28 protein-coding genes and 3 pseudogenes are annotated in these 25,646 nt (G+C 36.6%); 9 read left to right on the top strand and 22 right to left on the bottom strand.

The window, feature by feature from the left end; translation table 11 throughout:
• Window positions 1-104 precede the first annotated feature (104 nt).
• The gene (locus CHI06_RS24375) at window positions 105-674 is read right to left on the bottom strand and encodes a YitT family protein (RefSeq protein ID WP_179292767.1); all 570 of its coding nucleotides are present in this window, start codon (window positions 672-674) and stop codon (window positions 105-107) included.
• Between the two features lie 197 nt (window positions 675-871).
• Here CHI06_RS24375 and CHI06_RS30030 point away from each other — a divergent pair, with 197 nt between their 5' ends.
• Complete coding sequence (locus CHI06_RS30030; RefSeq protein WP_179292766.1) at window positions 872-1,027, top strand: hypothetical protein; 156 nt, start codon at window positions 872-874, stop codon at window positions 1,025-1,027.
• A 49-nt stretch (window positions 1,028-1,076) separates the two neighbouring features.
• Here CHI06_RS30030 and CHI06_RS24370 read toward each other — a convergent pair whose 3' ends face one another.
• Window positions 1,077-1,790, bottom strand: coding sequence for a vanadium-dependent haloperoxidase (locus CHI06_RS24370; RefSeq protein ID WP_095251153.1), 714 nt, complete (start codon window positions 1,788-1,790; stop codon window positions 1,077-1,079).
• A 212-nt stretch (window positions 1,791-2,002) separates the two neighbouring features.
• Between CHI06_RS24370 and CHI06_RS24365 the strand changes: the two genes are divergently transcribed.
• Both CHI06_RS24365 and pdxR read left to right on the top strand, forming a co-directional pair.
• A complete protein-coding gene (locus CHI06_RS24365; RefSeq protein ID WP_095251152.1) occupies window positions 2,003-2,329 on the top strand; it encodes a hypothetical protein in 327 nt (108 codons plus the stop codon).
• 171 nt (window positions 2,330-2,500) lie between these two features.
• Window positions 2,501-3,940 (top strand): MocR-like pyridoxine biosynthesis transcription factor PdxR, encoded by a 1,440-nt coding sequence (pdxR, locus tag CHI06_RS24360; RefSeq protein WP_095251151.1) that lies wholly within the window; start codon window positions 2,501-2,503, stop codon window positions 3,938-3,940.
• A gap of 39 nt (window positions 3,941-3,979) precedes the next feature.
• On the opposite strand, the gene CHI06_RS24355 is transcribed toward pdxR, so the two are convergent.
• The 5 genes from CHI06_RS24355 to CHI06_RS24335 all read right to left on the bottom strand — a co-directional run bounded on the left by CHI06_RS24355 (window position 3,980) and on the right by CHI06_RS24335 (window position 7,206).
• The gene (locus CHI06_RS24355) at window positions 3,980-4,171 is read right to left on the bottom strand and encodes a hypothetical protein (RefSeq protein ID WP_095251150.1); all 192 of its coding nucleotides are present in this window, start codon (window positions 4,169-4,171) and stop codon (window positions 3,980-3,982) included.
• Between the two features lie 138 nt (window positions 4,172-4,309).
• Window positions 4,310-4,858, bottom strand: coding sequence for a GNAT family N-acetyltransferase (locus CHI06_RS24350; protein WP_095251170.1), 549 nt, complete (start codon window positions 4,856-4,858; stop codon window positions 4,310-4,312).
• 116 nt (window positions 4,859-4,974) lie between these two features.
• A complete protein-coding gene (locus CHI06_RS24345) occupies window positions 4,975-5,931 on the bottom strand; it encodes an alpha/beta hydrolase (RefSeq protein ID WP_095251149.1) in 957 nt (318 codons plus the stop codon).
• A gap of 115 nt (window positions 5,932-6,046) precedes the next feature.
• Window positions 6,047-6,442 carry a hypothetical protein gene (locus CHI06_RS24340; protein WP_095251148.1) on the bottom strand — a complete coding sequence of 132 codons (396 nt, stop codon included), beginning with the start codon at window positions 6,440-6,442 and terminating at the stop codon, window positions 6,047-6,049.
• Between the two features lie 77 nt (window positions 6,443-6,519).
• Window positions 6,520-7,206, bottom strand: a complete 687-nt coding sequence (locus CHI06_RS24335; RefSeq protein WP_095251147.1) for an N-acetylmuramoyl-L-alanine amidase — start codon at window positions 7,204-7,206, stop codon at window positions 6,520-6,522.
• 191 nt (window positions 7,207-7,397) lie between these two features.
• Here CHI06_RS24335 and CHI06_RS30785 point away from each other — a divergent pair, with 191 nt between their 5' ends.
• The 3 genes from CHI06_RS30785 (at window position 7,398) to CHI06_RS24325 (ending at window position 8,894) form a co-directional block, all read left to right on the top strand.
• Window positions 7,398-7,553: a hypothetical protein gene (locus CHI06_RS30785; protein ID WP_257009443.1), complete on the top strand. Its 156-nt coding sequence runs from the start codon at window positions 7,398-7,400 to the stop codon at window positions 7,551-7,553.
• Between the two features lie 45 nt (window positions 7,554-7,598).
• Complete coding sequence (locus CHI06_RS24330; protein WP_257009442.1) at window positions 7,599-8,312, top strand: DUF3231 family protein; 714 nt, start codon at window positions 7,599-7,601, stop codon at window positions 8,310-8,312.
• A gap of 264 nt (window positions 8,313-8,576) precedes the next feature.
• Window positions 8,577-8,894, top strand: a complete 318-nt coding sequence (locus CHI06_RS24325; RefSeq protein WP_095251146.1) for a hypothetical protein — start codon at window positions 8,577-8,579, stop codon at window positions 8,892-8,894.
• A gap of 65 nt (window positions 8,895-8,959) precedes the next feature.
• On the opposite strand, the gene CHI06_RS24320 is transcribed toward CHI06_RS24325, so the two are convergent.
• The 8 genes and pseudogenes from CHI06_RS24320 to CHI06_RS24285 all read right to left on the bottom strand — a co-directional run bounded on the left by CHI06_RS24320 (window position 8,960) and on the right by CHI06_RS24285 (window position 16,955).
• Window positions 8,960-9,223, bottom strand: coding sequence for a BC1872 family protein (locus CHI06_RS24320; protein ID WP_306453844.1), 264 nt, complete (start codon window positions 9,221-9,223; stop codon window positions 8,960-8,962).
• 113 nt (window positions 9,224-9,336) lie between these two features.
• A complete protein-coding gene (locus CHI06_RS24315; protein ID WP_095251145.1) occupies window positions 9,337-9,945 on the bottom strand; it encodes a hypothetical protein in 609 nt (202 codons plus the stop codon).
• Window positions 9,946-10,153: 208 nt separating this feature from the next.
• Window positions 10,154-10,652 (bottom strand): annotated as a pseudogene (locus CHI06_RS24310) (hypothetical protein).
• A 170-nt stretch (window positions 10,653-10,822) separates the two neighbouring features.
• Window positions 10,823-12,565, bottom strand: coding sequence for an aminodeoxychorismate synthase component I (gene pabB / locus CHI06_RS24305; protein ID WP_095251144.1), 1,743 nt, complete (start codon window positions 12,563-12,565; stop codon window positions 10,823-10,825).
• A gap of 59 nt (window positions 12,566-12,624) precedes the next feature.
• Window positions 12,625-14,017: pseudogene (locus CHI06_RS24300) on the bottom strand (amino acid permease).
• A gap of 459 nt (window positions 14,018-14,476) precedes the next feature.
• On the bottom strand, window positions 14,477-15,007 hold the full coding sequence (locus CHI06_RS24295) for a cupin domain-containing protein (protein WP_095251143.1): 531 nt from the start codon (window positions 15,005-15,007) through the stop codon (window positions 14,477-14,479).
• 167 nt (window positions 15,008-15,174) lie between these two features.
• A complete protein-coding gene (locus tag CHI06_RS24290) occupies window positions 15,175-15,774 on the bottom strand; it encodes an NADPH-dependent FMN reductase (RefSeq protein ID WP_095251142.1) in 600 nt (199 codons plus the stop codon).
• Window positions 15,775-15,929: 155 nt separating this feature from the next.
• Window positions 15,930-16,955 carry a threonine aldolase family protein gene (locus tag CHI06_RS24285; RefSeq protein ID WP_095251141.1) on the bottom strand — a complete coding sequence of 342 codons (1,026 nt, stop codon included), beginning with the start codon at window positions 16,953-16,955 and terminating at the stop codon, window positions 15,930-15,932.
• A gap of 192 nt (window positions 16,956-17,147) precedes the next feature.
• On the opposite strand from CHI06_RS24285, the gene CHI06_RS24280 reads away from it, so the two are divergent.
• On the top strand, window positions 17,148-18,494 hold the full coding sequence (locus CHI06_RS24280; RefSeq protein ID WP_095251140.1) for a TrkH family potassium uptake protein: 1,347 nt from the start codon (window positions 17,148-17,150) through the stop codon (window positions 18,492-18,494).
• A gap of 41 nt (window positions 18,495-18,535) precedes the next feature.
• Here the strand turns inward: CHI06_RS24280 and CHI06_RS24275 are convergent, their stop codons facing one another.
• From CHI06_RS24275 to CHI06_RS24250, 6 genes and pseudogenes are all read right to left on the bottom strand, one after another.
• Complete coding sequence (locus tag CHI06_RS24275; protein WP_095251139.1) at window positions 18,536-18,976, bottom strand: SRPBCC family protein; 441 nt, start codon at window positions 18,974-18,976, stop codon at window positions 18,536-18,538.
• 6 nt (window positions 18,977-18,982) lie between these two features.
• On the bottom strand, window positions 18,983-19,756 hold the full coding sequence (locus CHI06_RS24270) for an SRPBCC domain-containing protein (RefSeq protein ID WP_095251138.1): 774 nt from the start codon (window positions 19,754-19,756) through the stop codon (window positions 18,983-18,985).
• Between the two features lie 723 nt (window positions 19,757-20,479).
• Window positions 20,480-20,838, bottom strand: a pseudogene (locus tag CHI06_RS24265) (GyrI-like domain-containing protein); the annotation flags it as partial.
• A gap of 5 nt (window positions 20,839-20,843) precedes the next feature.
• Window positions 20,844-21,509 (bottom strand): carbonate dehydratase, encoded by a 666-nt coding sequence (locus CHI06_RS24260; protein ID WP_095251137.1) that lies wholly within the window; start codon window positions 21,507-21,509, stop codon window positions 20,844-20,846.
• A 171-nt stretch (window positions 21,510-21,680) separates the two neighbouring features.
• Entirely contained in the window at window positions 21,681-22,184 is a 504-nt protein-coding gene (locus CHI06_RS24255; RefSeq protein ID WP_095251136.1) for a hypothetical protein, read from the bottom strand.
• 190 nt (window positions 22,185-22,374) lie between these two features.
• Window positions 22,375-23,376, bottom strand: a complete 1,002-nt coding sequence (locus CHI06_RS24250) for an LLM class flavin-dependent oxidoreductase (RefSeq protein WP_095251135.1) — start codon at window positions 23,374-23,376, stop codon at window positions 22,375-22,377.
• Between the two features lie 369 nt (window positions 23,377-23,745).
• Here CHI06_RS24250 and CHI06_RS24245 point away from each other — a divergent pair, with 369 nt between their 5' ends.
• Together CHI06_RS24245 and CHI06_RS24240 are read left to right on the top strand one after the other, a co-directional pair.
• Window positions 23,746-24,360, top strand: coding sequence for a cell wall hydrolase (locus CHI06_RS24245; protein WP_095251134.1), 615 nt, complete (start codon window positions 23,746-23,748; stop codon window positions 24,358-24,360).
• Between the two features lie 157 nt (window positions 24,361-24,517).
• Window positions 24,518-24,943: a DUF2383 domain-containing protein gene (locus CHI06_RS24240; protein WP_095251133.1), complete on the top strand. Its 426-nt coding sequence runs from the start codon at window positions 24,518-24,520 to the stop codon at window positions 24,941-24,943.
• Window positions 24,944-24,997: 54 nt separating this feature from the next.
• Here CHI06_RS24240 and lepB read toward each other — a convergent pair whose 3' ends face one another.
• Entirely contained in the window at window positions 24,998-25,537 is a 540-nt protein-coding gene (gene lepB, locus CHI06_RS24235; protein ID WP_095251132.1) for a signal peptidase I, read from the bottom strand.
• Between the last annotated feature and the right edge of the window lie 109 nt (window positions 25,538-25,646).

The following is a 25,646-nucleotide window of genomic DNA, read 5'->3' as shown; positions in this document are numbered from 1 at the left end:
CAAGATTAGGCGTTAACCCATAGGCACAACGAATAACTTCAGTAATTTAAAGAACTGTAGTAATTATATATATATGAGCCGTTCCCTTTTGACTTATCACTGGTTCAATATTTCTTTTCAATCAGAAAAGTTGTTATCCCAACAGTGGTTATAGCGACACAAGAATAAAGGAAGCTGTCCGTTTCCAGTACATTAAAACCTGCTAAAACAATAATTCCATCGATTAGTATAATGACAAGTGCTAAATTTAAAGAAAACCTTCCAGAAATGATTTTTGCGAGTAAGTCCGTACCCCCTGTACTCGACTTATACCGCAGCATCAAACCAACTCCCGTTCCAATGATGACTCCTCCTATTAACGCACTACCAAGCTGAGAAATGATAAATTGATGACGAAGAGGTGAGAGTAAATCAATAAATAAAGAAGAGACCAACAATCCCTGCAAACTGCTAAGAAAATAACTTTTCTCACACAGTATTGACAATACACAGATTGGGGCACTCAAAGCGATCATGGTCATTCCTGTCTGAAAATGATAGAAATAATGAAGGATTAATGCAATTCCTAGGATTCCACCATCAATTAAATGATTAGGCACAAGAAACCCGTTTACTCCAATTCCTAATAGCAAACTGCCAATAATAGTGGCTATAAATTTCTGAAAAATAAACATCACCTTGTCCTATCTTTTTAGTCTATAATTATGTAACCAATTTGGAATTCAGAATCATAGATAAATATAAGATTTTTGGGGGAAAACAGGAGTCTAACTAATGAGTTACCCAAATAAAAGAATGTTTTTTCCCTTTTTGTGAACAATAAATTTAGCGATTATTTTTAACGCAAAATGTATTGATTGGGGTGACTGATATGAAAAAAGATTCATATTCCAAAGGAGAACCAACTCTCGCGGAGGGTATTAATACTGAGGATATATTAAATCAAGATGCCACTCAGGAGGAAATTGAGAACGGGGAATCAACGAATGTGACGGTTTTGACTTTAGATGAAAACGACCCAAGCTAAGGTAAAAAGTTAAACTATGCCTAAAAAAGCGATGCTTTAAGCATCGCTTTTACCTCAATTTTACATTTTGCACTCTTAAAACTTTCACAACCACTTCACCAATTTGTCTGCCTAAATCTAATCCTTCATCGTTATCTACTTTAAAATGGACTCCTGCATATAGACGAGATTGAGCACTTAATTCCATTCTTCCCTTTATTTCAGATACCTCTTCAGGAAAAAAATAACTTAATAGAACCTCTGCACAACCTGCCACAGTAGCGTGTGCAGAGGGATAGGACGGGAAACGAGGGGTTGACAAAACAGGAGATATGTCGTTGCGATATTGGTTTGGACGTGCCACGTCCCAAAGGTATTTAAAATACCAGGTTATAACAAAGGCATCATTTAATGAAGCATGAAGAAATCCTAACACCCTAGATATATTGGGTGATCCCAGCCTATGCTTGTCTGCTAAATCACAGGTCATAGTAGAAATTCTCTCCGTTATCTCCACTGTTCCCCAATATTTTGCAATTTGTATTTGACTTGGCGTTAATAATTTTAATGTTGCCTCTACTATTGGTAATTCTTTCTCCCAATCAATATCATTAGGATTTTTAATTCTCCAATTAATGCGCTGACGAAAAGGGTCTAAGAAAATATTGTCTTTTTCTCTAAAAATAAAAAACATTGGCCAATCTTTTGGTTCTGAGGATCCTTGAGGAGGGTTTTCTTCCCCTGGGTAAGGATATTCTGACCATCTTCTGTAATTTGCTCGCATACATCATCCCCCCTTTTTAAAGGTTTCTTAGTTATTTATGAAAAATTGATATGAAAAATGACCCATATTTCCACATATCGCAACGGAAATTTCAAACCTATCAATTCTGGACTATGCCTGCAATCAAAATGTAAATATTCTGTCACTGTAATAGAGTTGATGTTAGGAGATTGAAAGTATAAACTTTACCTACTAATTAAGGAGTGATTAAATTGAATACAATAACCGTAGATAAGCTGACATTTAAGAAAAAATTATCGATGATTGAGCAATTTGCAATCAAAGATTTCCTTTTTAAATGGGTTGGCAGACCAGCAGAAGGTATAGATGAATTTCTACCACTTGAATACACAGAATGTGTCTTTGCGAAGATGGAGGTAATACAGGAAAAAGCTTTTGTGATAAATGGGAATGAGCATTTCCGATATGCGACTATAACAGAGGCTAATCAAATGGTGATCGGATTTTTAGATTGGAATAATGAGTTAAAGCATAGAGTCCTTTCTCTAGATGAGGTTTTAATTGGTAAGCACTTTTAGTTGCTTACCTTTTTAAACACTACGCTTCCCACAACGCCCAGATACCCATATTATTTCCTCCCCCATCAGTCACTTCCATCGTATAAATTCTTGAATTGGTTTCAACAAATGAATTATTTTTTGGAAAAGTATACAATGGTAGTAGAGACCTCAATTAAAAGGATGTATCACATGGATTGGAAACCGAATAGAGATTCAAAAATGCCTATTTATAAACAACTTGCTTTATATATTGAGACCGGAATTGGTGATGGAACTTTTCCGCATGATAAACCTCTACCTTCCGAAAGAGGTTTGGCTAAGGAACTTGGTGTAAATAGAAGTACAGTGATCGCTGCTTATGATGAATTGGAATCAAATGGTCTGATTGATCGAAATAGGGGCAGCGGAACAACCATCAGTAAAGATATTTGGGGCCTTTCCAAGAAACGGATCCCAAGTTGGAACCGATATATTGAGGCAGGTTCGTTTTTACCAAATTTGCCTGTTACGCAAAGAATACACAAAGAAATGGCCGAGCATAGCCTAATAAATTTAGCTAGTGGTGAATTGTCTCAGGATCTCTTTCCGATGCATTCATTACGAGAGATTACTTCTAATCGGTCCTTTATTGGATCATTAGGATACGACCATCCCCAAGGTAATGCTATCCTGCGGGAAACCCTTTCGAACCACGTTAGGCAGTTTCGTGGAATTGAAACGAACCCATCATCGATACTAGTTACATCCGGTGCACAACAAGCGCTGCATCTGGTTGTACAATGTTTGTTAAAACCTGGGGACGCTGTCGCGATTGAAAATCCTTCCTATCATTACAATCTACCAGTGTTTAAATCAGCAGGAATCAAAACATATGATTTAATGGGAGAGCAAAATGGAATTGATCCCAATGATATAACTGCATTGTATAAAAAACATAGAATCCGAATGATTTTTTTAAACCCTATTTTTCAAAATCCAACCGGTACATTAATGTCTGAAGAAAGACGCAAAAAGGTTATTGAAATATCATCTGAATATGGAATTCCCGTTGTTGAGGATGATCCTTACAGTCTAACCTCTTTTACAGGAGAAAAAATTCATACCCTTAAATCATTAGATCATTATGGGAATGTTTTATATATTAGCTCCCTGACCAAAATCTTAGCATCAGGTTTGAGGATAGGCTGGATTATAGGTCCAAAAGCGGTAATCGAAAGGTTATCAGATGCCAAGCAGCAGGTTGATTTTGGACATGCCAGTTACACCCAATGGATTGCAAATGACTTTCTAGATTCGACGAACTTCGAATCACATATTAAGAATTTAGTTATTCATTTAGAAAGTAGAAGAAATCAAATTGTCAATAGCCTTCAAACTTATCTAAACGACCAAGTAGATTTTTATATTCCTAAAGGCGGAATTCATATCTGGTGCAGGATAAAACAAGAATTTAATGAAATTCATTTACTCGAAGAGTCCATTAAACGGGGAGTCATTTATGTGCCTGGTTTAACCATGGGTTCTGAAAAAGGATTTGTCCGTTTTACGTTTTCACGGGAAAATGAAGTAGATATTAACGAAGGAATACGAAGGTTTGCGGATGCTCTAAAGGCTGTTTCCAAGAAATGATAAGGATCAGGATTTTATTCTGATCCTTTTAACCATTGTCTAAGTCATCCAAATGTAGATTCCTAGGGAAACTAATGATATAAAAATAATCACCACATATATTAAAGTTAAATTGGTTGTATTCCTTTTTGTGGAATCGCTATAGTTTTCATCAGGCTTCCCCGTTAATGCCAGGGTTGAAACCACAGCAACAATTAAGATTAAAACGACTAAAACAGATAATATCTCCATGCTGCACCTCGTCTTTTTTATTAGTGCTATTTACTAATTAATGATAGCGCAACTTGAACTTTTCTTAACCATCCAATTCATCTAAAAATAGACCATCCACATTAAACATTTTTCAAAACTATCTCTATGTACAAAATATTACGGCTGATTACTCCTACCCATTAAAACGGTATTGTAGAAATTTCCGTCGGATAAAAGTTTGTCATACTTTAAAATCCCTTCCACTTCAAACCCATTTATTTGATACAGCTTTATCGCTTTATCATTCGTTTCGAGAACATTCAAGTTCATTTTCTTTATTCCATTGGTGTCTGCCCAAAGAACACATTCTTCTAAAAGCCTTTTTCCTATCCCATATCCCCAATATTCTTTTAATACACAAACACCAAACTCTACTTTATGGGAGGAACGTTTCAATTGGTTCCCTTCACATCTGGAAAAACCTATAATTCTATCATTAATTTCTGCTACTAAAAATAAGTTGCTGACCCGTTCTGAATCTTCTTTAATCATATTCTTAAAACCCGTTTCATTTATGTAAGCCTCGCCTAGTTCTCTATCTAAATTTTCTGTTTCGCCATCTATCTGTACTCGTACTTCAGATAAGCTCTTCGCATCTTTCTCCATTGCAGACCTGATAAAATAACGTAAACCATTGATAGTAAATTCTTTTGGTTTAACAATCATAACAGAATCCTCACTTTCTATAAAAAACTCATTCATTTATTTTATTATTCTATGTTTTGTATGTAAATTAAAAAGCGCAGTGGAATATTAACTAATCCATTGCGCTAGATTTATTTTTAGATACTGACCGATTCTGGTTGAGGCTGTAACGCCTTTTTCAACGCTTGAACATATTCATTTCTTGCTTGTTTCCCTATTTCTGAAGTTGGATTTAAAAGTTCAAAACCATGGTAAGCACCAGGATAAAGGTGGAATTCAACAGCAACTCCTGCCTGCGCCAATTTAGCTACGTATTCAATGGTTTCATCACGGAAGGGATCTAATTGACCAACACAAGTAAAGGTAGGTGGCAGGTTAGAAAGATTTTTCGCACGAGCAGGTGCTGCATATGGTGAAATTTCTCCGTTTGCATGTTCACCTAAATACATCCTCCACCCTGCTAAATTGTTTCCACGATTCCAGATCGCACGTTCGTCTGTAATTTCGTAACTAGACGGTGTCACATTACGGTCATCAATCATCGGATATAATGGCATTTGGAAAGAGATAGCTGGCCCCTTGCGATCACGAGCTAACAAACTTAAAGCCGCGGTCAATCCACCACCTGCACTTTGACCCGCGACAGCAACACTCGACACATCAATCTTTAACTCATCCGCGGCATTGGTCATCCATACCAAAGCAGCATAACAGTCCTCTAATGGCGCAGGATATGGATGCTCAGGAGCAAGGCGGTAATCCACGGATACGACAACACACTGTGCTTCTTCAGCAAAGAGTTGGCAGTCGCCATCAGAGCCATCCGCATCTCCTAATACGTAACCTCCCCCATGAATAAATAAAAGAGCTGGAAGTTTTTCCGCATTTCTCGATACAGGTTCATAAATCTTAACCTTCATATCTTGGCCATCACCGCCAGGTATAGTGCGCTTCGAAATGTTAACGCTTTCAGATTTTTCAATTGGAATGGCAGGAGCTTGTCTAGCTGCTTCCAATCCTTCGGGAAGATTAAGCGGCGGGAAAACCGTGAGTAATTCTTTCAATTCTGAAGCGACTCTACTAATAAAATCCATACAAAAACCTCCAATTCATTCATAACACTATAATACTATGAATAAACATAGCCTGCACAGTAATCATATGCTGTTACATATAATGTTATAACTTCCTACTAGACTTTTAGACCTATTAATTTCTTATTTTTTTCAAATCTATAAAATCCAAGTTTTCCACCGATTGATTCTTTTCCTTCCAAATAATAAATAAAAGCAGTTTGGACTCTTTATCATTGTAGGTACACTCATTCTTACAATCATAGATATAATATCCATTTTCATTCAATAATGGTAAACCACTTTCGTAATGAGGATGAATATTAAAATTGAGATTTTCGACCTCTTTTTTACCTTTATATTTAACTACAATTCGATAACTGCTATTTAGTCCTTCTATTTTTGCATTTATCGTAATAAGCCAATTCTCATCTTCACCCATATAGGTAACTGTTTTTCCTCTTACCATCACTTCATAGAATGAAACTAACAGAACCAATATAATAATAGAAAAAATAAGCTTCTTTCTCAAAATAACACCTCTTTATAAGAGATGTAAAATAAATTTTTTTATGACTGCTAATAGTTAGTATATTAATAGCGTTTATGTTAAACCATTATTGCTGGATATCCTTTTGCTTTCAAATCTTCTACTAAGCTCTTTGCGTTATCGATATCTGAAAATGCCCCCACTTGGACACGATAAACCACATCATCAGTTGATGAAACAGCTGGTTTCTTTTTCAGTCCATACTGCGAAACAAGCCCATTCACTACTGCTTTAGCTGCTCTTTTCTGATATTCAGGAGTCCTCATTTTCATAGCTTCGTTTTGGTTGGTCATGAAGGCGAATTCGATTAATATAGCCGTCATTTCCGTTTCTCTTACCATTTGGAAATCAGCAGCTTTCACTCCACGATTATGAAACCCTAATGCTTTTACTAGGTTAGTTTGTATTTTTTCAGCTAGGGCAGCTGCCTCTCTTGGCTTTGTCGTATAGGTATATATTTCGGTTCCACCAGCATTGTTCCAACCAGACCCGTAAGCATTTAGATGATAATCGATATGAACATTTGTACTCCATCCATTTACAAGCTCGCAGCGCTTGTTTAGCGGAATATCACTTTTCCCAGTTGGATTATCAATCCGTTTTTGAGCCACTCCTTCATAAGTTTCTAACTCCCTCATCACTAGCTTCACAATCTCACTAGTAACCTGCCATTCCTTATATCCATCGGGTGATTGCTTCCCTGGTGTAACAAGTGCATGTCCTGCGGCATGCGTTATTTTGATCATACTAATATCCTCCCTTTTTTCGGATCCTATTTCTTTCACCTTATATATATAGATGAAATGCAAAAAAGGACAGGGTCTTTGTAAAATGTTTTATTAAAATTACTTTTTTGCAAACATAATGATTTTTATACAAAATTGGGTAAATTAAGGATAATTGTATATTTTGAACTCATTAACAGGAGGTACCGGTATTGATATTAACAACCCCTTTAAGCGCTTCAGAGATTGGAACATTGTGGCTTACATATGGTGAAAAAACCCTTATTATGAGAATGTTGGAACACTTTATCGAAAAGTCCGATGACCAACAAGCCACAAATATTCTTGGTGGTTTGTGGCAGGAGTAAAATTTCTATTTACAACAAATGGAACAGATATTTAGAGATCAAGGAATGGTGAAACCAATTGGCTACACGAAGGAAGATGTTAATTTAGAAGCTCCTAAGTTATATGATAATGGGTTCGATGTAATGTTTGTCCGAATATTAAAAGAAGTAAGCATGGGCATGTACACCATTAATATGAATATGGCTTATAATGACAAAATTATGCAAATTTATGAGGGACTAACCTCAGTCACACAGAAAATTTATAAATTGTCTACCCTTTACTTACTCGAAAGAGGGATACTTACTCTACCGCCAAAAGTAACGATGCCAAAAACCAATGAATTTATAAAAAACAAAAGCTACCTGGATGGTTTAAATCCTTTTGGGGATAAACGAGCTTTAAATGACATTGAGATTGGGATTCTTCACCATGAGATTGAGACAAATAATATTGGACTACAGCTAATTACAGGTTTTGCGCAATGTGCTAAGAATAAAGAGGTTAAGGAATATTTCGTAAAAGGAAATGAGCTTGCCAAGGAACAAATCAAAGTTATGCAAGACATTCTTCTTGAGAGCGATGTTCAGTTTTCAGCTACTTCTGGAGGCACGGTAACAACATCAACTGTACCTCCATTTTCTGATAAGCTGATGATGCACTGTATTTACTTGCTTAATGGATTTGGTTTAGTAGGAAATAGTTTCGGTACGTACTTTAGTATGAGGAAGGATCTTTCCGTAAAATCAACCTTCTTAGCCAAAGATGTTTATTTCTAATGTACAGGAAGGAATTAAACTAAAGATTAAAAACGGATGGTTTGAGGAACCGCCACAAATGGAAGATCGCTCAAAATTATTAAAGGGGATTAGTCACATAAATCAAGTTTAGCACAATCATTGTGTTGAACTTTTTTCATTTCCTTAACCTTTTTGAAAAAATAAGAGAATTAGAAACTGACCTGTTATATTTATCACATCTTCTTCAATCCTACGAAGGTAAAATTATATTGAATCATCAAAAATAGGTAGGAGGATGTTCTTTTGTTAAAATTATTTATTTTCGTTCTAATTCTAATTACGTTGGTCTTGATGAGTATGTTTATTGATGGTGTGATGGAGCTACATAAGCAAGAAAAGGAAGATAAGAAAAATATCCTAAGAGACGGAATGGAAGGTTATTTGGATAGAACCTTTGGATTTGGGAATGTTACTATCTTCAAAACCATCTATGATGCACAAGGCAATACCAGATACTTAGTCTATTTACCTAGATACGAATGGTTTAAAGCTCCAAAATATGAATGGTACGAAGTGTATGCTACCCAGAGTGGATTTAAGCATGAAGCAATAAAGGGATGATAAAAAAAGCCCAATGCTCGAAATGATCTCGATTCATTGGGCTTTTATACGATTTTCCGCAAAAATTAACTTTCTCTACAACCATTCATCCGCAATCGTGCTATTGTCGGCGAGAGAGAATGCTGCATTAGTGATGGCTTCAGGTAACGTTTTACCTGCTTCACAAACCTCATTAAAGCAACCTCATAATTCCCTTTTTCCGTATATGTATAGCCTAAGCTTTTTAACCTTTCGACAATTAACAGCGCATGCTCAAGGTTTTCGTGAGGATTAAAATCATAAATAAAACCACCGTTTTCCGGATCATACCATCGATCCCATCGATTCAATTTCCATCCTAATATTCTCCGTGAAATGACCTCTTTTACTCTAGATGATTATATTTTATCATTTCAAAACGCTACAAGTATCATGAGGATATGGACAATTAAAATAAAATGACTCAGACAAAAGAACTGAGCCATTTCAATCTATTTGAGAATACACCTATTTCCGAAAGTGGAATACAATGCTTTTCTGCTATATTCTCATTTTGGTAATTCTTTAGTTTTCCTTCATAAACTAAATGAACATTAGGAACACATTGGAAATCATATGGTGCTATTAATGAAATAGGCTTTTGAAATTGAATGATAGTAGATTCCTTAAGTATAAAGGCAACAAATTGAGAACAGAAGAAAGCATTGTTTCTTTTTAATGGCTTATTAAACATAACACCGAATAATCCTAAAAAATTATAACGATAATGTTTCTTTTGTGTCTCAATTTCTTGTAAGTAGTACTTCATCTTTTGGATTTGGCTCTCTGTTACGGTAATAGAATAAAGAGCACAGTCTGCTTGTTTAAATAATCCTTCCCTAACATCTTCCTTGACAAACCCTCCAATAAATGGGTTTCGGGCTGTTTTTCTCCCAAAGCTATATACCTCTGATAAATTATGATCAAAGGCTATTGAAGCATGATTATATGGTTTTTTCGTATATAGCTTAATTAGTTTTGTTAATAAAGAACCTGTATTCGTTAAAAGAATATAAACCTCTTTTTCTATCAAAATCCTCAGCCTCCTTATAAGGTTTTCAAGAAAACTTCTCTGTTTATACTATACATATAAAAACTCAAGAAAAGTTTCATAGAATCCTTAAGATATTCTTAAGCTTTTAGAAAGAATTTATTAGATAGAGATCGAATGTAGGGCAAAAAAGCCGATTGATTTTTTACGTAAACCAATCGACAATCTATGAATTCTAAAATTTATTGTATTACGTATTTACAGCTTTACGCGCTTGTCTATGATGTAATTTTTTCATAGCAAATCCTAGCTATAGGCTGGGCGATCAACATTTCAACCCAAAAAGCTATTCCAAAATTTCTTGGCCAGATATGAAGAAAGTTTTGAAAGGGTTCCATACTTACTTCTTTCATGCCAACCCATGTTCCGATGATTGATAACAATAAAGATAACACTGTAACATTTAACAAAATATTTAACAATACTCTGGCATTAAATCCATCAGTCTATCCCACAAATTTAGGCATTACCTTACCTACATGCGGACCTGCAACGAATCTTACTAATAGGACAACTATAACCCACATAAACGGAATAAGCTTTAATGTTTCAAAATAAACTTCCTTGCTAAAACCGCGTTCTAATCCTATAATGATTGGCGCTATAATATTTACGGAAATTATCGAAATAATCAACATAAATAATATTCCCTCTTTGGCATTATGAGGAAGTCTTGTTTCTCCATGCATATTTGTCATCTCCAAAAATCTATTTCAGATGGCAGACATAGTTGTGAAACAAAAATTAATACAGTTTTACAAAGACGCATTTTAAACCCACTCTATCGCTACACACTGATTGATACATAATATCATGCTTTTTACGTGTTTTTCAATGCTTGTTTATTCCAGAATATTGATTAGATAAATTGAACCTCTTGCCATTTTCGGACACTATTGATAAACCAGATTCTTGTTGCCTTTTTCAAATCTGATTTTGTGAGTGTTTTTTCGTGAATTTCCCCTATTTGCAGTAATCTATCACGAAAAGTTCCCGGCAATAAACCGCTCATTACCGGAGGGGTCCACAAGGTACCTTCAATTTCTAAAACGATGTTGCCATTTGTAAATTCAGTTAATTCACCTTCTTGATTCCATAGCAGCACATCAAATGCTTCTTGTGACTTTTGCTTTTGATACTTTGCATAAATCTCGCGATTGGTTGTTTTATGATATAAAAATAGGTTTGTTTTATCGACAGGTTCTTCCGCTAGGCTTACCTTGAATACGGCATTCTTTTGAGTGATTATATGACCTTCTATCGTCAAATCCCCATTTTTCGCTATTAGTAATCGAACCTTTAACAACCCGGTAGGATTATTTTCTCCAAACTCCTTTAAAGAACTTTCTATTTTTTCAGTTTGATATCGAAACCCAAAATATCGAGCTGAATTTTCTAACCGTTTGAGATGCTCTTCCAGCAAAAAATAATCTCCATTTTCAAGCAGTAAACTTTCTAATAATTGGAATTCTGTCGGTTTTTCTTCTAACAGCTTTGCTTTCGCAAGAATTTCATGGTATTCCCCTTCCGATGTCGAATCCCAGGTTACTCCTCCACCTACACCATAGACGGCACTTCCGGTTTGATGATCAATAAGAACTGTTCTAATCGGTACGTTAAAAATAGCTTCCTTGTTTGGCGTAATATAACCAATTGCCCCGCAATATACTTCACGAGGTTCATTTTCTAAGTCTGAAATGATGTTCATGGTACTTATCTTTGGTGCTCCTGTAATCGATCCACATGGAAAAAGAGCTTTAAAGATATCAACAAAGCTTGTCGTTTCCGAAACCTTGGCCGAAATCGTAGAAGTCATTTGATGGACAGTTGGATACTGTTCAATTTCGAAGATTTTTTCAACGTTAACGCTGCCAGATTGAGCAATCATTCCAAGATCATTCCGCAGCAAATCGACAATCATAAGATTTTCTGCACGATTTTTCTCCGATTGATATAGCCATTCTGCGTTAGAAGCATCCTCAGCAAAAGATGCTCCTCTTTTTATAGTCCCTTTCATAGGACGAGTAGTAATTTTCCCTTGATCCAAGTGAAAAAACAATTCTGGTGAAGCACACAAAATACTATGTTCACCCGTATGTATATAAGCACAATAATTGGAGTTTTGCGCCTGACTTAACCTATTATAAAAAGCTAGCTCATCCCCTTTAAATTGTGAATGGAGACGAATGGTATAATTTGTCTGGTATGTATCACCAAACTGTATGGATTTTTTTATAGAGGTAATTCCTTGATTGTACTCGTCCATCGATATGGATGGTTTCCACTCAGATACGGTAAATACTCCTGAACTGCTAAGTTGAGAATGTTCAGGGTCTGAAAAAATGCCAAACCAGAGCAAAGGAAATGAGCCCCCACTCTTGACCTTAAATGCTGGATCAAAGGCTGGTGCACTTTCATATGATAGAAATCCGGCAGCGTAATACCCTTTATCAACAGCTTCTTGAACAAGCTGGAAACTAGGTAAAACATCTTCCACCTTGGAAGCAGTAATTACACTGACCGGGTTTTGAAATGTTAATGGTTTTATATTTCCGTTCGAGTCTGCAAATTCAAATGCTAAAAGAGGTTCATTTTGTGCCATACTTTTTGCCTTCACCCTTAAGTTTTCTGATTTTTAAAAGAAAAGAAACCTCTTTCAGTTTATTTTTCCTTGGTACTTTCGTCAACTGTTTCTATTAATTCCTCTGATAACTCTGTTGCGAAGCTTGGATGATAATCCCTTGGTGACAGACCTTCGTTTTCTGTATCCTTCACAATCGTGCGTTTCCGATAATACATCACATAATAAATGAGGGAGAACACAACAACCATACTACTACCTGTTACAAGTCCTGCCGTTTGACCTGGAATAAAAGGCATACACAATAAAATAATGATTAAGCTTATTAATGCAACCCATGAGGTTAAAGGAAACCCTGGCATCTGACAGATGCCTCCAGGTGGACATCCTTCCCTTTTACGATAACGAATATGGCTCGCCATGATAATGGCGTAGGTAAAGATTAAGGCAAAGCCTCCTGAAGTAATCAATACCAGATAAGCTCTAGGAAACAAAAGCCCAAAAAACAATCCAATTAACATAGAAAGTCCAGAAAATAAAATTCCACGATAGGGAACATCGCGTTTGTCTTTCAGCCAGGCAGGAGCATGCCCTTCATCAGAAAGTGACCTGACCATCCTTCCCAGCCCAAAAATACATGCAAGCATGGCTGAAAGGATCGCTGAAATTAACACTAAATTAAGCGCAGTCCCCGCCCAGCCAATTCCCCATCTATTTAATGAAGCCACCATCGGGCTAACATTTTCGCTAAGGTCTGCTGTAGGAATAAGTGGAAGGAGGACTGCTGCATACAAAATATACAATCCGACAAGTGAAAACACCGTATAGCGAATCGGGAATTGTTTCAGTTGGGTTTTCCGTTTCAGTTGCGGCTAAGCCAATGATTTCAAAGCCTGCATACGCAAAAACCACCAGCAGCATACTTCCGGCAATGCCCTGGATCCCGCCTGGCATTATTGGTTCTCTTGCTAACTCTCCAGTACCAATCGCAGGTGTCCCTGGCATAAATCCTAAAATTAACACCAAAGCAGTGAGGATAAAAAAGATAATCGCGAAAATTTTCACTGCCGATAGGCCGCTTGCAAGCTTACCTATCTTATCGGCCCCTAGTAAATTCAATAGTGTAACAGCGACAATTATCGAACCACCTACCCAGGCAATTGATACATTTGGGTACCATTCACGAATTAATAATGATATCGCTGTAGCTTCACTCGACATCGATAGAATGGTACCTGTCCAATATAGCCATCCTACAACAAATCCAGTTCCCTGTCCTAGTTCGCGTGCTGCAAAAGTACTAAAAGATCCGACTGTTGGATTTCCTACCGTCATCTCAGACAAGGCGAAAAGGATCAGGTATACAAGTCCCCCAGCTAAAATATACGACAGTAATATCGAGGGACCTGCTGCATTTATCGCAACTGACGATCCGAGGAAAAAAGAACCCCCTATTACGCTTCCTAACGCCATCATCGTTAGCTGCCACGCAGACAATCCTTTCCGTTTACCCTTCATTGCTTTTTCACCCATTTTACACTTTCACCCATTTTCTTAAATAATCTACCGTTATTATTTACTTCATATAGAAAAGGATTCTATGGGATATCCTGCTAGAAATTGTAATAATAAAAAAACCCATTGACATGGTCAATGGGGAAATTTACAAGGAGTTCGGTCAAATAGATCGCTAGTTTTTAAATTAATGCATGGTGATTTATCTATTATTGACAAAAAATTTACAATTCAACAACTGACTCTTAACATTTCTCTCCTATACTGAATGTAACTAGGATGAATTTGGAAGGGAGGATGTTTCATGCGCGAGTTCATGTTTAGAATCGCCATCTTGATTCCGATTTGTACTTTTATGTAATCAATCCTAAATAAATTCAACCTATTTCTAAAAGCCACATTTATACTCCTCGATATTTATTCCGACGAACTTGGCAACTGTTGGTAGGCTAATTTCAAGATTATTTCTTTATGTTGCGGATATATTTGCAAAAGCTCTTCCTGTGTAAATAGTTCAAAGTCTTGAAATTCAAAGCCAGGGGAAACCATACATCCCACCAGTGAACATGTATCCATTTCTGATACAGAGGAACCAAATATAGAATTCTTCTTCACTAAGAATTGTAGTACTTCTCCAGCATCAAGATTCATTCCCAGCTTTATTTCCTGATATTTTCCTGTTTCATCAATTATATGAATACTTAAAGAACTGCCACCGTGATAGTACCAAAGTTCATCTGATTTAAGACGGTGAAAATGGGACACATCATCTGAGGTTAAAAGAAAATAAATACTCGTATATAGCTTACGTTTACCCTCGTAATTTACGGATAATTCGTTGTCACTAATATGTTCTTCTGACTTAAAAGTTTCTTTGTAATACCCACCTTCAGGATGTGGAGAAAGTCCAAGTTTGGACACCCATTTATGTAAATCATTCATATGCATGGAACGGAACCCTTCTTTTCATAAGTATTTATATCCAAGTATGAATGAACTTTGTTATTTTTTCAAATTGATAACAAAATTTCCTTTATTCACATACAAAAAAAGCGGACTTCAAAATATGAAATCCTCTGCATTATTTATTTGACCAATACGCTAGTACTTCAGTATTATCGTACAGTTTTTAATGCTCTACTCCATTGCTCCACTTCACCAAGCATGGCATTTACATTATTAAGATGTAAATCTTGTGGTTTGAATTCAGACCCATTCACAAAGTCGGTAAATAAGCTCAATGTTGGATGCGTACGAACGTCAGCAATTTTCAATTCACCGCAGATTCCACGTAAATGCTCAGCTGCACGTGCCCCGCCGGTAGAACCGTAACTTACGATACCTGCTGCTTTGTCGTTCCAAGCTTCACGAGCAAAATCAAGAGCATTTTTTAAAGCAGCTGTAATACTGTGATTGTATTCTTGAACGATGAATACAAATCCATCTAGTTCAGCAAGTTTCCCATTCCAAGCACCAATTCCTGGTTCTGATCCATCGGTAGTTCCTAAAAAGGGTAAATTAAAATCAGCAATATCGACAATTTCATAATTGGCGTCCGTTCGTTTGTCGGCAATTCCTTTTACCCATTCCCCTACTTGAGGACTAACGCGCCCTTGACGTGTGCTGCCTAATATAATTCCAATTTTCACTTTTTCATTTGTCATCGTCTTTTCCTCCTTTGTTTGATTCCCAAATAGTTTGTCTAAAAAACCCATCATTCACACCTCCAATATTATTATAACGGTACTTTGGGCTCATTAAAATTCTTCCCTTTAGTCAATAAAATTCTCACTTTATTTTAAATGATTTACTCAACAAAAAAAAGATACATCAGGCTGACTATCACCTTTTGTATCCTTTTTATCCAAAGCTATAAGAACTTTTTCAAATCCTCTGTAAGACTATTTACCTCTGCCTCTTTTGTTGCCCACGATGTTACAATTCGAATAGCAGATGAATCAGAATCTACCTTCTCCCAAATATGAAAAGCATAGTTTTTTTGCAGCTCGGTGATGATAGAATTCGGCAGTATCGGGAAAAGTTGATTAGATAGTGAGTGGGTCAAAAACGTGACATTCGCGTTGTTGAGCTCATCTCTTATCAAGCCGGCCATCTTATTCGCATGATATGCCAATTCAAAGAACAAATTATCACGGAAAAGTTCAAGAAACTGTATGCCCATCAGCCTTCCTTTTGCTAGAAGTGCGCCTTTTTGCTTAATATGATAACGAAAATCCTCTTTTAAAGTATCACGACAAATCACTAATGCTTCACCAATCAATGCCCCATTCTTCGTTCCGCCAATATAGAACGCATCTACTAGTTTAGGAAGATCACTCAATTCTAGATCATTTTCCTCGGAACACAATGCCGAACCAAGTCTCGCACCATCCATATACAAAATTAGTTGATTATGTTGGCAGAAATCATGTAAATCCTGAAGTTCACTTTTGGAATAAATGGATCCAATCTCAGTAGAATTTGATATGTATACTAGCATAGGCTTCACCATATGCTCATCCGGGTGACCGTCAAGTACGACCTGCAAATCGGATGGTGAAAGTTTACCATTTTCCCCCTCAACAGAAAGTATTTTATGACCAGTTGCCTCAATGGCTCCTGTTTCATGCCCGAGAATATGTCCACTGCTAACCGCAATTGCGGCTTCATGTGGTCTAAGGAAAGCTGAAATCGCAATAAGATTTGTTTGGGTACCGCCTGATATGAAATGAATATCTACATTATTACTTTCAATTTTCTCCTTTATTAGTTCAATTGCTTCCTTCGAATATCGATCCTCCCCGTACCCTTCATCTTGTACAAGGTTGGTTTCTATTAATGCATTCAAGATTCTTGGATGTGCACCTTCACTGTAATCATTCTTAAAGCTGTACATTTTATTGCCTCCATTTTTACTTTTTAAATCTATTGTAAATATCATACCAAGATTTCTGAAGTGTAACCAAAATAAAGACACTTGTTTTTCACGTAAAAAGTACCTCCGAAAGTTACTATCAGCTCAGTAGTCTTTTTGGTATTATTATCAACATCAGGACTTGACTATTGATAATAGAGGGAGACCAAAAAAGTGAAATATTATAAAAGAAAAGGGAATTTGGTAAAATTGCATCCTGCGCAAATACTTGTATTGGGCTTCGGAGCTCTAATATTATTGGGTACTTTTCTATTTATGCTGCCGATTGCTACTTATGAAGAGGGTCGTGGACTAAACTTTATTGATGCTTTATTCGAGGCAACCTCAGCCGTTTGTGTAACCGGTTTGGCTGTTGTTGATACAGGAACAACCTTTACTTTGTTTGGTGAAATTGTTCTCCTCAGCTTGATTCAGATTGGCGGCTGGGGTTTTATGACGACAGGTATATTTATGTTCATTATTTTAGGAAAAAAAATTGGATTAAAGGAACGCTTATTGCTGCAAGATTCTTTAAACGTATTTTCTCTTGCGGGTGTTGTCAGCTTAGTAAAGCGGATCATTCTTATTACATTTATCGTTGAATTGCTGGGAGCTGCTGCTTTAGCGATTCGCTGGTCTTTTGAAATGCCACTTGGGAAAGCCATTTATTATGGAATCTTCCATTCGATATCCGCATTTAATAATGCTGGTTTTGGACTAGAACCTGATAATCTAAGTAAATGGGTTGGTGACCCTACGGTAAACATCGCCATCACTTCGCTTTTCATTACCGGAGGTATTGGTTTTACGGTTATTCTGGATTTATGGGCTAAGAAATCTTTTCGTAAACTATCCTTGCACTCTAAAGTGGCACTGCTTATGTCCCTCTTTTTAAACATTGTAGGATTTTTTATTATTTTAATTTCCGAATATAGTAATTCTGCAACCATTGGAAACCTTGCGTTTGAAGATAAGCTTTGGGCTTCCTATTTTCAAGGAGTCGTAACTAGGACTGCTGGTTTTAATACGATTGATATTGGGGCCATGAATCTTTCATCTCTAGTTTTTATGATGGCCCTCATGTTTATAGGAGCATCTTCTGGATCAACTGGTGGAGGAATTAAAGTAACAACCTTTGCCATAATAATTCTTGCTTTTTGGGCAGTCGTGACAAATCGAAACAACGTAAACCTGTTTAAAAGAAGAATATCATGGGAATTGGTGAATAAATCTTTATCAATCGTAGTAGCAGCTATATTTTTTATCTTTATAATCTTCTTTTTACTCACTTTTACTGAAAAAGCTGATATGAGTAAACTCCTATTTGAAACCATTTCAGCCTTTGGAACGGTGGGATTGTCGGCAAATTTCACACCAGAACTATCCCCATTCGGAAGGGTTTTGATAACCCTCATGATGTTTATAGGAAGACTTGGCCCCTTAACTATGGCATTTGCTCTATTGAATCCTCGAAAAGAAGCTAAGGTTAAATATGCAGAAGAGAAAATATTAATTGGATAATACGAAAAACACCGCTCATTTTGGACGGTGTTTTTTGTATTTTATAAATTATTTTCAAGGACTTCTTTAATCTTTTTTAAATCCTTCATATTTGCTTTCCTCATCATTGTTGTCATGAAAGGAGAGATTAACTTACTAAAACCAGTCGGATTCCCTTTATTTCTCAAGGTCATTTTCGTTTGATTTGCATCCATCTCTTCCCATGTATAGATTGTCTTCATCGGAAAAGGTCCTTGAGCTGTTTTCATCACTAGTTTCTTTCTTGGAATGAGTTCAACAATTTCATACACATAAGCAAGTTCTCGACCAAGAAACTTTGCTTTAAATGCAATTTTAGAACCTATCGAGAGTGGTTTTGGGGATCTCCACTCCGCTGAATTGATATTTACATACCATTCTGGAGCATTATTAGGGTTTGAAGCATATTCTGATACTTGTGAAATAGGACAGCTAATAATTATTTCTGTTACTACATCCACCATCTCAATTTACTCCACTTTATTTTCTACGTAATTTTTAAGCAATGTTCCAAGAAGATATTCCCAGCCTTTTGAGTGCTCTTGTTCCCATTGTTCAAGAATAACACCTGAGGCAGTATGAGAAAGCTGAAGCAGCGTTCCTCCTTCTTTTTCTAAAAGACGATAGGTATAGGCACTGTTAACTGCGCCTTGCATGCCGAGATGTCCGAAAAGGCGAATTTCTTCAGGAGCGTTTACAAAATAAACATTTCCCCAAATGGCTCCATCATTTTCGTCCCATTTTTCAATAAATTGTCCACCTGGAACGGGTTCCAATGAAAGGTGAGAGGTTACTCCTTTTGGAGCGATACGAAATTCCCACCAATCCTCCACATTATCCGTTAACGCTTTAAAAACCTCTGCACGTGGTGCATCAATGAATATTTCCTGTTCAATACGAAATTCACTCATTTTATCAATTTCTCCTTTTTGTTTAACTGCCGAACGTAAGTTTAAGAGGGAGCTCTCCGTTGATTGCATATATTTCCCTACCCAGCGTTTATGCATTTCCTGGAGAGGTACCGCGTTAAGAAAGTTACGTTTAAACTTACCTTCACGTCTTACTACCACCAAATTGCCTTCCTCTAAGATCTTTAAGTGCTTCATAATCGCATACCTAGTGACTTCTGGAAAATATTCGTCTAGTTCACCAGTGGTTCTTGGCGATTGCTTAAGGATATCGAGTATTTGCCTTCTGATTGGATGTCCCAATGCTTTAAATACGGTTGAAAGTTCTTCATCCATTCCAACAACCCTTTCATCAAGGTTAGATGATTACTAAAAACATGTGATCAAAAGGTCACATGTTTATCAAGTGACCTTATAGTAACATGTTTTTTGTATTGCGGTCAAGCAACCCTTAAAATCCTAATATATGCCCAAGATGTATTCGGCACAACAAGAAACACCGACCATTTGGGGGGTGTTTTGTTAAATCTATATTTATTCTAAGTCTAATTACAAACTTGCTTAAGATATATTCTCTTATGCAATAAAATCTTTACTAATTAAATTCACGTGAGCTTTTTGTCTTAGTAATCTTAACTTCTGCTTTTTCGTTAATCTTCTCCAAAAACTAACTTTGAAATACATAAAAAGCCCTCCTATTTATTACTACAATTGGAGCCCTCCCAAAAATACTTCTACACAATTCTACTAATTATTATCTATAAAATTCTTATTTTCTATATTTTTTGTGATTGTATTTTCATTTTAGCAAACAAATTATTTATTGAAAAATCAAAAAAGTCGACTGTTTCAAACTAATTCCTACAAAATTCACTGTAAATTGCATTTTAAAGTATACTTGGATTAGAATTTTACTAGAAAACTTCCAATTAATGTCGAAATGTATTTTGAAGATTATGAAAATATATGTCTATATTGTGAACGGTTTCTGACAAAAATAGCCCTTCAGTGTGTAACTGAGGGCTTTTTGGCGATTATATTTCAATTTTGTTACACAAGGCTTAGATCCGCAGGGCTTTCCTTAGTGGTTGCCACACCGATATAGTGATCTAACTCCCCTTTTCCCTCCATTCTCCCTTCTGAAAAATTCGTCGATGCACTAAGCAGTTCAATTGGCTCGACATTTGAAAGTTGCTTAAGCGTGTTAATTTTCTCCATATCTAAACTTTGCCACATCGCTGCAATTTCCGGATTTACGCCATTGAATATGATAGGAACTCTCTTTTGATTCCTACTAGATGAAAGGCTTCTTTTTCGATAATTCGATAATTCGATAGTTCATTTCAGTTCCCCCTTTTATGGATAATTGCAAAGGTCATCCTTGGAAACACTTTTAGAGAATAACCATTTTTCCTTGCTGTATCTAACAAGCTAGACCGCATGAACATTTATTTTTTCCGAAATACAAGGAATAGGCTGAAGGGAATTCTGAATTAACCCGCTGTACCTCTTTAGCAAATTCCTCTTCTGTTCCTGGTACTGTGGCTAATACATTTGCTTTTTCCTGTGTATCGACATTTGCGCCAGGTGGAACAAAGCTATTTGGTTTAAGTACCACTCCATTGGTAACCGCCGCACCAGAAGAAATAAAGCATCCTCCTCCAATGATTGCATTATAAACAATTGCTTTAAATCCTATAAAAACTTCGTCATCCACCCGGCAGGGACCATGTACCAAAGCACCATGAGCACAAGAAACATGGTTCCCGATATAAATGGAGTACTTCTTGTTGTCCTTTTCAAAATATTTATTTTTTATGCCATGAAGAATGACACCATCCTGAAGGTTACTATTCCTTCCAATATAAAATGGAGTCCCTTCATCAGCTCGGATACTTACAAACGGTCCAACATAAGTATTTTCCTGAATGGTAACATCCCCTACCACAAACGTAAAGGGACTTAAGAATGCTGAACTATGAATACTCGGAAACCTTGGAAATGGATTCACCGAAGTCGGGGGATTATAGCCCACATAGTAACTATATAGATTTAGCGGCCCATTCTGATACCCTTGATAATTCCACAAAAGTTACCATCTCCTTTATTTACGAAAATCGTTAATATGTATGTTAATAAATAAAACATATACGTAGAAAATTATTTTCATATACACAAAAAGTTGCATAAATAGGTGAAAATGTATAAATGGTGCCTGTCACCATAAATGTCACCGTAAAACAAAACCAGCCAGAAGCCCTTATTTACTAGGACTCTGGCTATTGTCGTTATTTTCTTCGGTGTTTATTGTTTGCTGCTGATTGGTTTTGAATATGTCTTTTGACAGTGCGTTTAGTTTGTTTACGAAGCGGTTGAATCCAAATCCAACGAAGAAAGCAAAGCTAATTTGTGCATAAGGGGTATCTTCGAAGTCGACGAATTCGATTAGTAAGATTCCACTTTGAATTAAGGTAACTGCCACTATCGCTGTTCCGGTCGCGAATATTGGATAGAAGATGTACATAATCCATAGTCGATAGTCATTCAATTCATCTTTCATATAGTGGGAACAGAACATGTACAAATGCCGCAGGGAACCCCCGATAGATCCAGCGAAGAAATAATACAAGAAAATTTTGATGTCATCAATAAAGGGGAATTTGTCGTCTAGTGTTCCTGTCCAAACTACACCAATAGCTATGAAACTCCCGAAAAACAGTAGTGAAAGATATAGTAAAATACCTGCTTTCACCCAAATATTCACCCAAATCACCCCGCATTTGTTAATGTATCCTATGAGACAATGGATGGTGACGTGAATGAATGGTTTTTTCCAAAAAAATAGTGAAAAAATGACGTAGATTCAAACGCCATTTTTTCACTATTTCATGATTGTGCCCCAAATAGTCGCCCAGCCAAGATTCGGGCACAATCAACCTTGGAATGTAATGAAACTACTTGCCTTCTACCACTTCTTTAAATATTTCATAAGAACGTTTTTGTTTTTCCGGATCATAAATGTAAGACACTGCCATGATTTCATCCACAGCATAACGGTTTTGGAAGCTAGTTAGCTGCTGACGAATTGTTTCTTTACTTCCTAACAAAGTCACGCTGGACATAGACTTCGCCATTTCCTCCTCCATTGGGTTCCAAATACCATCCATACTTTTAACTGGCGGCTGTAATGGATTACGTGAACCACGGACAACATTTAGGAAAAACTGCTGCATGGTGGTTTGTTGGTATTTCGCTTCTTCATCGCTTTCTGCTGCAATGACATTTAGACATACCATCATATATGGTTTATCCAAATACTCAGAAGGCTGGAACCTCTCCCTATAAATCGAAATGGCTTCTCCCATGAATTTAGGTGCAAAGTGTGAAGCAAATACATATGGCAGACCTAAGCTTGCCGCTAAATAAGCCGAATCTGTGGAAGAACCCAGAATATAAATTGGTACATTGGTTTCTAAACCTGGATAGGCTCTTACATATCCTTGGTGCTCTTCCGGTCCAAAATAGGTAAGTAATGCCTGAACATCCTCAGGGAAGGTATAAACTGAATCATTTTTTGAACGTCTCAATGCACTGGCAGTCATCATATCGGTTCCAGGTGCGCGTCCAAGTCCAAGTTCAACTCGATTTGGATAAATCGTTGCCATTGTACCGAATTGTTCCGCTACGACCAACGGCGAATGGTTTGGCAGCATAATTCCGCCAGAACCAACCTTGATTGTTTTGGTATGCTCCAAGGTATGTTTGATTAATATCGGTGTTGCAGAACTTACAAGTGTCGGAGTGTTGTGGTGCTCGGCAATCCAGTAGCGCTGGTAGCCCATTGCTTCCGTTGCTTGAGCAAGATTCAGCATTTCCTCAATCGCTTGTTGCGAATTCTTTCCTTCACGGATTGGGGCGAGATTTAAGACTGATACAGGTATATTAATAGTTCCCATTATTTACATTAATCCTTTCTTTTTTAAAGGGTATATTTCAATAGTAACAATAGAAATACAGGAAACAAACTTATTTGCTTTGGCCACATGATCACTAAAATTATCCTTTGTAACTTTAATATAAAAGATTCACATGGTTTTTGTTTGTTTCTTGACAACCGCTTTGCCTCTCGAGAGTTTGGCTTCGTAAACCGTTTCCCTCCCTACGATCTTGTTGAATTCCAGTCCACAATCTATCAATCTGGTATTTCCTCACATCAATAGACTTTTAATTGTCTTATCCATGTAACTTAACTGTAATACTATTCTATTTTTTCACTTCATAGTAATAGATTTATATACATTAAACCAACTTGGAGGACTAAAATTATGAAAAAGCTTATTTCGTTACTTACTTTGACTGTCTCACTATTATTTGCTTCTCCTGCTTTTGCTTATGACGTAAAGCCCGGAGACACCATGTCGAGTATAGCAAGAGATCATCAGTTAACCTTACAAGAACTAGCGGATGCGAATCCACAAATTTCAAACTTAAATCTAATTTACATAGGTCAAAAAATCAATACTCCTACTAACTCTACTAGACCCAAGGAAACCATCCAAAAAGAGCCTGTGAACACCAATCTCTCAGATGCTGAAATAGATTTACTAGCAAGATTGGTAAGAGCTGAGGCACAAACAGAACCATTAGAGGGGAAAATTGCAGTAGCTTGTGTAGTACTGAACAGAGTCGAAAGCCCTCAATTTCCCGACACTATTAAGGATGTGATATATGCCCCTGGTCAATTTCAACCTGTGAAAAATGGTCAAATAGATAAACCCGCCGATGAAGAATCGATACAAGCTGTAAAAGCTGCTCTTACTGATAAAAGACAATTAGCCACAGGAGCCGTATTTTTCTACAATCCCACTACCGCAACCAGCCGATGGCTCGATTCGAGAGCAACCACACTGGTAATTGGACAACACGTCTTTAAAAAATAAACAAAAGGACAAGCTTTGGTCCTTTTCCCATTAGACGAAGCAATCCCATAATCGATTGCGTAAGATTCCTTTTTCATTCAATATGGATGAATTACGACCATATCTCGAATAAAATATCCTACCATCGTGTCAAAATAGAATGAAAGGAAGTGTGAGAATGTCAAATGAGGTCATTATTGAGGAATTAAATACTTTATTAAGAGGAACATATATGGGCATACGGTCTTTTGAACATTATATACACAAGGTTGAGGATGAAGAATTAAAGCGAGTCTTTCAATTCATGCAGCAGGAAGTAAAGCTGAATGCACAGAAACTGGCCGTGAGAATTCAAAATTTAGGCGGCATTCCTGCGGACGGTGAAGGATTCTCAGGCTCGATGCATAGCTTTATGCACAAGGCCATGCTACCGAATGATACAAATGAAATGATTGAGGACGCTTTGAAAGGCTTAGATCATTATGGAGTTCAATATTCTGAGGAACTTGTTAGGGGCGACCTTGATCCTGAAAGCAGGCAGCTTGCGGAAGAAGTCATTGATACAAGTCGAAGACAGGTTGAGCAGTTACGGCATTATCTATAACAAAATGACGTGTGCCAAACACACGTCATTTTATATGTCACCTAAACATTTTCATTACTTAATATTCCTTATTTGGGTGAATGGCAGAAATACAAATTCAGGTTTTCCAACAATCGTTTCTTTTTGGATATAACCCAAACCATTCCGACTATCCATACTATGTAATCTGTTATCCCCCATAACAAAATAATAGTTCTTAGGTACAATTTCTGGTCCAAAGTCACCTGTTAACAGACTACCCATTTGTTCAGCTAGTTTACGATTTTGAGATAGATATGATTCCTTGAAATGTACACCATTAATCAAAAGTTGATCCTTTTTCATTTCAATCGTATCTCCTGGTATACCAATAATCCTCTTCACATAATTTTCTTCTTCACCTTTAATAATGACAATTTCTCCTCTTTTAAAATTGTCCGTTAAAGTAAATTTATTCACGAAGATTTTTTCTTTATTATGTAATGTGGGCTCCATCGAAGCACCCTCTACAATATAGGGAGCAAAAATAAACGATCTAACGACAAATGCCACTCCTAATGCAATACAAATGGACTTCGTCCAGCTTTTTATTTCATTTTTAGTATGATCATTCATTTATTTATTACCCCTTATTTAATAGATTTTATTATCCTAATTATAAGGCAGTGAATTTCTCATTTGCACTGATTTCGACTTATAAATCCAGATATTATTTGCTTTTTCC

The sequence above is a fragment of the Bacillus sp. 7884-1 genome (assembly GCF_002272245.1).
Classification (GTDB): Bacteria; Bacillota; Bacilli; order Bacillales; family Cytobacillaceae; genus Neobacillus.
This window is presented reverse-complemented; position numbering and strand designations above follow the sequence as displayed.